Below are 7694 nucleotides of genomic sequence, written 5' to 3'. Positions count from 1 at the left end.
TGCCGACGTCACCGACCGACACCGTGTTGTCGCGATCGGCGGTGGAGTTCGCACCGAGTGCCACGCTGTTGTCGCCGAACGCCGTGCTGTAGAACCCGACCGCCGTGCTCTGCTCGCCGCTGGCCCAGGATTCCGCGCCGAGCGCCGAGGCATCGGTGCCGGGTGCATAGGCGAAGTAGCCGAGCGCCGTGCTCCCGGCTCCCGCCGCTTCGCTGAGCGTGCCGACCGCGGTGCTGTTGTCGCCCGAGGCGATCGTGCCGGCGCCGAATGCGGCCGATGCCTCACCCGAGGCCTGTGTGGGCACGAAGAGACCGAATCCCGGAATCAGGTCCGCCGGCCCACCGACGGCGACGCTGCTGGTGCCGGTCGCGGTGGCCTGGGTGCCGACCGCGGTGGAATAGTCGGCCGCCGCGGTCGCGATCGCGCCGAACGCGGACGACTGCGCGCCGGTCGCTGCCGCACCGACACCGACCGCCGACGAGGCGAACCCGGCTGCATCGGCGCTGGCGCCGACCGCCGTCGCCGCGACGCCCGCACTGGTGGCCGAGGTTTCGACCGGCGCGCCGCCGAGGGTCAGGAGCGGCTCGCCATCTTCGTCGACCGCATTGCCGCCGATCGCGACGCTGGCCGCGCCGTCCGCGGACGCGCCGGCGCCGAAGGCGGCACTGTTCTGGCCGTAGGCGGACGCGTTGAAACCGACCGCGGTCGCGTTGTCGAACTGCGCGGACGCGCCGCTGCCGAACGCCGACGCACCGGTGCCGTACGCGCTACTGCTCGCGCCGACAGCGCTGCTGTAATCCCCTTCGGCGTAGGCGTCGGAGCCCGAGGCCGTCGCGTCATCGCCGAGCGCATAGGCTTCGCCGGCGCCGGTCGCGCGGAAGTACTTGCTGTCCGCCGTCGCCTCCGCGAGCTGGCCGACATTGACCGCGTCGGTCGCTTCGGTGCCTGCCGCGACGTTCGTCACCTGGCGCTCGTTGCCGGCCGAACCGACCGACACGGTGCCGTCGCGATCCGCCACCGAATAGGCGCCGATGGCGACGCTGCTTGCGGCGCTGGCGTCGGCGAACATGCCGAGCGCGACGCTGTCGTCGCCCGATGCCGATGCGACCGTGCCGACGGCGGTGCTGAAATCACCGGACGCCGCGCTGTCCGCGCCGACCGCCAGGCCGAGTTGTCCGGCGGCAGTGCTGGCATTGCCCAGCGCCGTGCTGTTGAAACCGCTGGCCGTCGCCCCACTGCCGACGGCCGTCGTGAAGTCGCCGCTGGCATCGGCGGCGAAGCCGAACGCGGCGCCCTGCGCGCCTGCGGCGCTGCTTTCCGCGCCGACCGCGGTCGCCGCTTCGCCTGCTGCGTCGGCTAGGTAGCCGACGGCCGTCGCTTCGATGCCGGTCGCCGACGCCTGGGCGCCTGTCGCCACGCTGCCGGCACCTTCCGCCGTCGCGCCTGCGCCGGTCGCGGTCGCGGCCTCGGCCAGCGCGCTGCTGCCGTAACCCGTCGCAGTGGCTTGATCCCCCAGGGCCATCGCGCCGCTGCCCAGTGCCGAGGCGCCGTCGCCGATCGCACTCGCGGTCGAGCCGACCGCCGTCGCGTAATCCCCTTCCGCCATCGCATCGGCGCCAGCCGCCAGTGACGCTTCGCCATCGACGACGGCCTGCCCCTCGCCCGTCGCCTGGAAGTGGCGCGCCGTCGCATCGGCGACGTCTTCGACTGCGTCGAGCTGGGCGCGGTTGACCGCGTCCGTCGCCTGCGTGCCTGCGGCGACATTGGTGATCTGCCGCTCGCCGCCTGCGCGGCCGACCGACACCGTGTTGGCGCGGTCCGCCAGCGCGTTCTCGCCCAGCGCGACGCTGCCGGCAGCACCGGCGACGGCGTTGCGGCCCAGTGCCGTCGAACGCGCCGCGTCAGCGGCGGCGCCGGTACCGACGGCGACCGATGCCGTGCCCGACGCGCTGCTGCTGGTGCCGAGCGACGTCGACACCTCGCCCAGTGCCAGGCTGCCGCGGCCCAGGGCCAGGCTGGAGCTGCCGCCGGCGATGGCCGCGGTGCCGATGGCGGTCGCGTTCGCCCCTGCCGCGTTCGACAGGGCGCCGAAGGCCGCGCCGTTGACACCGACCGCCGTCGCACCGCGCCCGACCGCCGTGGTGTTGTTCGCGGTCGCGCTGCTGCCCGTGCCCACGGCCGTGGTGTTGCTGCCCGAAGCGTTGCTGTTGAGGCCCAGGGCCGAGGCGTTGGTGCCGGTGGCGGCAGCATTGCGGCCGACCGCGGTGCTGTTGTCGGCAGTCGCGCGGGCCGTATTGCCCAGGGCGGTGGCACTGGTGCCGGTGGCGCTCGCGTTCGCGCCGACCGCGGTGCTGCGCTGGCCGCTGGCAACGGCGCTGCGGCCGATTGCCGTCGAGGCCAGTCCGCTCGCCTGCGCGCCCACACCGCATGCGGTGCTGTCGCTGCCGGCGGCGACGCCTGCGGGGTTGCCGTCGGCGTCCAGGCAGACCGTTTGGGCGAGCGCCATGGGCGATGCGAGTCCGAAGAGCAGGAGGCTCAATGTGACCGAGAGCACATGTCGACCCGGGGCGCCGACGGTGCCGACATCGCGTGCGCCGGCGCTGTCACCCGTGGCCAGCTCGGACGCCACGACCACCTGATTCAACGACCGGTTCCAAACCTTGCGATAGATGCGATTCATCGACACAGCCCCTCAGAAGTACTTGATTGATTGGGAATTCCAGCAACAAAAAAGCCGCAGGGTCGAACGACGACCAGGCGGCTCAGGTGGCGGATCAGACGTGGACCATCCCGGGATGGCGCACAGCGCGCGCGGCGTCAACGCGCCGCTGCTGAATGGTTGTTGTACGCAACTTGAATCATCCCGGAACGAAAAAACTGTGATCCGATACTCGCCCCGCTTTTATTCCGCCGTCAAGTGTCACAAAGCGACCCATTGCGCAGCGCCGGGAAATACGCCCAACGTTCTGAATGTTGCAAGACTAAGTTAATTTTTCGCGAACGAATACTTCATAAGTCGCTGTTTATATTGGCCGATCTGGCGACGCGCCCGGCTTGGCAGACTGACGAAACGCGGCAGGACGGCGTTCCTCGCTGGCGCGGGGAACCGGCGCGATAGCGACGAAGCGCGATGTAATATGCCCATTCAGGTCACTTTTGCCGCAGAAGCCGGCGCGGCCTGATATCGCAGACCCTTGACTTGCTGCAGCGCCGCATGTCACGCGGCACGGGCTTGGAAATGCGGGACGCGAGCCTCGAGATGCGCGCTGGATCAAGCCGCGAGGACCGTCAAACGCCGACAGCGGCAGCCACGCCATCGACGCCACGGAAAGGCATTTTGGCGACGGAGTCCACGCGCCATCCAGGAGGGCGACTGGCAGCGATCCAGGATCGGACCACCGTCCGATGCACCGCGCGCAGGTCCGCGTCGCAGGCGCGGAACAGGCAGGCGCGCAGCCGCACGCCCTGTCGTCGAGCGAGGGCCATGCGGGAAGACGAACACGCAGCGCCCTGCGGGCCATGTCCGCAGCAGCGATGCCGTGCAAAAGGCTGAGAGACCGTCAGCGCGGGCCCCGCGACATCGTGGTGCGCCATGCAACGGCGGCGCCGTCGAATGCCGGCGCGGAGCCCGGGATACTGCGCCGCGAATCACCGGCCCTGCCGCCGCTATCGCGCCCCGCGCCCTCCGCGGACACGCCGGCGCCCGGCCGTGCCCGCGGCAGCGCCCGCCGGACTCAGCCGACGTGCACGCGCGCGTTGCGGAACATCCGCAGCCAGGGGCTGTCGGCCGGCCAGTCGGCCGGTGCCCAGCTGAGGTTCGCCGTGCGCGGGGTGCGCTCGGGATGCGGCATCAGGATGCTGACGCGGCCATCGTCCGTCGACAGGCCGGCGATCGCGTCCTGCGAGCCGTTGGGATTGGCCGGGTACGTCGTCGCGGCGCCATCGGCGTCCACGTAACGCAGCGCGACCCGCGCCTGGGCCGGATCGGCCGGCGCATCGAACTGGGCGCGCCCCTCGCCGTGCGCGACCGCAACCGGGATCCGCGATCCGGCCATGCCGGCGAAGAACATCGACGGCGATTCGACCACTTCCAGCAGACCGAGGCGCGCTTCGAACTGCTCGCTGCGATTGCGCAGGAACCGCGGCCAGTGGGCCGCGCCGGGGATGATCGTCTTCAGCTGCGCCAGCATCTGGCACCCGTTGCAGACGCCGAGCGCGAAGCTGTCCTCGCGCGCGAAGAAGCCGGCGAACATGTCGCGCAGCTGCGGTCGCTCGAGGATCGACGTCGCCCAGCCGCGGCCCGCGCCCAGCACGTCGCCGTAGCTGAAGCCGCCGCAGGCGACGACACCCTGCATCGTCGCCAGATCCACGCGCCCGGCGATCAGGTCGCTCATGTGCACGTCGATGGCGGCGAAGCCGGCGCGGTCGAACGCCGACGCCATTTCGATCTGGCCGTTGACGCCCTGCTCGCGCAGGATCGCGACCTGCGGCCGGCGGCCACGCGACACGTACGGCGCCGCGACGTCCTCGGCCGGATCGAAGCCCAGCTGCGGGCGCAGCGGCGGCGCGTCGAAGCGGCGCGCACTCGCGCGTTCCTCGTCGGCGCAGCGCGGGTCGTCGCGCAGCGACTGGATCGCATGCGTCACCGACCACCAGGCGTCGAACAGCGCCTCCCAGCGCCATTCGGCCAGGGCCTCGTCGCCGTCGAGCACCCGGATCGCACCCGACGTCGTCGGGCGCGCGATCCGCTGTGCGCATTCGATGAGACCGTGCTGCGCGACGAGATCGGCGAATTCGGCGCGATCTTCCGCGGCGATCTGCACCACCGCGCCCAGTTCTTCGGAGAACAGCGTGCGCAGCGCATCCTGGCTGCGGTCGCCGCCCCAGCCGTCGAGATCGATGTCGAGGCCGAGATGCGAGCAGAACGCCATCTCGCACAGGGTGGCGAACGCGCCGCCGTCGGAACGGTCGTGGTATGCGAGCAGCAGGCCGGCCTCGCGCGCATCGCCGACGAGCTCGAAGAACGCCTTCAGGCGCGCGGCATCGTCGACGTCGGGACACGGCCCGCCGAATGCGTCGTAGCACTGCGACAGCACCGAACCGCCCATGCGCTGCTTGCCCGCGCCGAGGCCGATCAGCCACAGCTCGGTATCGGGTTCGCGCGCGAGCAGCGGCGTCAGCTGCTGGCGCACGTCGGGCACCGGCGCGAACGCGGTGACGATCAGCGAGACCGGCGACACCGCGCGATGGGTCACGCCGTCGGACTGCCACTGCGCCTGCATCGACAGCGAGTCCTTGCCGACCGGAATCGCGAGATCCAGCGCCGGACACAGTTCCATCGCGATCGCGCGGACCGCGTCGAACAGCCGCGCATCCTCGCCGGCGTGGCCGGCAGCGGCCATCCAGTTCGCCGACAGCTTGACCCGGTGCAGGGTCTCGACCGGCGCGGCGCAGAGATTGGTGATCGCCTCGCCGACGGCCATGCGCGCCGCGGCGGCCGGATCCAGCAGCGCCAGCGGCGTGCGTTCGCCGATCGACATCGCCTCGCCGGTGAAGCCGTCGAAGCCCGACAGCGTGATCGCGCAATCGGCGACCGGCAGCTGCCACGGGCCGACCATCTGGTCGCGTGCGGTCAGGCCGCCGACGGTGCGATCGCCGATGGTGACCAGGAACTGCTTGGACGCGACGGTCGGGTGCGCGAGCACGCGCAGGCCGGCCTCGTGCAGGTCGACGACCTTGCTGTTGAGCGCGGCCCAGCGCGCGGGCGTATGGCGCGCGGTGTCGCGGTGCATCTTCGGCGGCTTGCCGAACAGCACGTCCATCGGCAGATCGATGGGCCAGTCCCGCGCCACGCTGCGGTCGGCCAGCGCGGCCGGCGTGGCGCCGAAGCCGACGGTCAGATGTTCGGCCGCCGTCGCCACGCCGACGATCGCGACCGGGCAGCGCTCGCGCGCGCACAGCGCGGTGAATTCCTCGACGCGGTCCTGCGGAATGCCGAGCACGTAACGCTCCTGCGATTCGTTGCACCACAGCTGCATCGGCGACAGCGACGGGTCGTCGCTGGGCACGCGATCGAGATCGATAACGCCGCCGACGCCGGAGTCGTGCAGCAGTTCGGGAATCGCGTTCGACAGCCCGCCGGCGCCGACGTCGTGGAACCACAGGATGGGATTGCGTGCGCCCAGCGCGACGCAGCGGTCGATGACCTCCTGCACGCGGCGCTCCATCTCCGGGTTGTCGCGCTGCACCGAGGCGAAATCGAGATCCTCGGCGCTGTCGCCGGAGGCGACCGAACTGGCGGCGCCGCCGCCGAGCCCGATCAGCATCGCCGGCCCGCCGAGCACGACGACCGCGTCGCCGTCCGACAGCGTGCGCTTGTCGACCATCGTGCGGTCGATCGCGCCGAGTCCGCCGGCCAGCATGATTGGCTTGTCGTAGGCGCGCACCAGCCCGTCGGACTCCGGCAGTTCGAAGCTGCGGAAATAGCCGAGCAGGTTCGGGCGGCCGAATTCGTTGTTGAACGCGGCGGCGCCGATCGGCCCGTCGAGCATTATCTCGAGTGCCGAGGCCATGCGCGGATTGAGCGCGCGCGGCGCAGACGGATTGGCGTCTTCCCACGGCTGGGGCAGCGTCGGGATGCGCAGGTGCGACACGCTGAAACCGGTCAGGCCGGCCTTGGGTTTGCCGCCGCGGCCGGTCGCGCCCTCGTCGCGGATCTCGCCGCCGGCGCCGGTGGCCGCGCCCGCGAACGGCGAGATCGCGGTCGGATGGTTGTGGGTCTCGACCTTGATGCAGAACGCGCTGTCGGCCAGCGGCTCGCTGCGGTACTCGAACGACACCGGATCGGGCCGGAACCGCTGCGTGGGATAACCCTCGACGACCGCGGCGTTGTCGCTGTAGGCCGACAGCGTGTGCTCGGGCGTGCGCGCGTGCGTGTGGCGGATCATGCCGAACAGCGACTGCGGCTTGCCGTCGCGCTGCATGGCTTCGCCGTCGATGGTCCAAGAGGCGTTGAAGATCTTGTGGCGGCAGTGCTCGGAGTTCGCCTGCGCGAACATCATCAGCTCCACATCGGACGGCGCCCGGCCCAACGCCGCGAAGCGCGTGCGCAGGTAGTCGATCTCGTCATCGGCCAGCGCCAGGCCGAGGCGCGCGTTGGCCGCCTCCAGCCCGTCGAGCGGCACGCGCTCGAGCTGGCCGCGCGGCGGCACGGCAAACAGCGCGTCGGCGTCGTCGACCGCGCCGAGCAGCGACTGGGTCATCGGGTCGTGCAGCAGCCTCGCGACCGCGGCCTGCGCGCCGGCATCGGCCGGCCAGCCGCTGACGTCGACCCGCAGCCCGCGTTCGACGCGCTGGACCGGCAGCCCGGCGCCGCGCAGCAGTTCGGTGGACTTGCTGGCCCACGGCGAAATCGTGCCCAGCCGCGGCGACACGTAGCGCGAGACCGCGCCGTCGCCACGTGCAGGCGCGGGCCCGGCATCGACGTCGAGGATGCGGCGCAGGCGGGCGTCGTCGGGCACCTGGCCCGGCTCGGCTTCGACGAAGTAGACGTGCCATGCACCAACGACCCGCAGCGCGGGGACCACCGATTGCAGACGCGATTCAAGCCGTTCGCGGCGGAACGACGACAGGGCCGGTTGGCCCTCGAGGACGATCATGTCCGGGGAACCCGAATTTCAGGGCTCGCTATTGTA

General features: G+C 71.4%; 1 protein-coding gene and 2 pseudogenes. All 3 read right to left on the bottom strand.

The window, feature by feature from the left end:
• Positions 1-2506, bottom strand: a pseudogene (locus CJ022_RS15730) (ESPR-type extended signal peptide-containing protein); the annotation flags it as partial.
• Positions 2507-2554: 48 nt separating this feature from the next.
• Positions 2555-2680: pseudogene (locus CJ022_RS17830) on the bottom strand (ESPR domain-containing protein); the annotation flags it as partial.
• A 1054-nt stretch (positions 2681-3734) separates the two neighbouring features.
• Complete coding sequence (gene purL / locus CJ022_RS15725) at positions 3735-7658, bottom strand: phosphoribosylformylglycinamidine synthase (RefSeq protein WP_101927545.1); 3924 nt, start codon at positions 7656-7658, stop codon at positions 3735-3737.
• Between the last annotated feature and the right edge of the window lie 36 nt (positions 7659-7694).

This window comes from Luteimonas rhizosphaerae, assembly GCF_002849595.1.
Lineage (GTDB): Bacteria > Pseudomonadota > Gammaproteobacteria > Xanthomonadales > Xanthomonadaceae > Luteimonas > Luteimonas cellulosilyticus.
This window is presented reverse-complemented; position numbering and strand designations above follow the sequence as displayed.

Excerpts from the sequence above, each read along its gene's own strand:
- purL (WP_101927545.1), bottom strand. The coding sequence starts at position 7,658 with ATGATCGTCCTCGAGGGCCAACCGGCCCTGTCGTCGTTCCGCCGCGAA.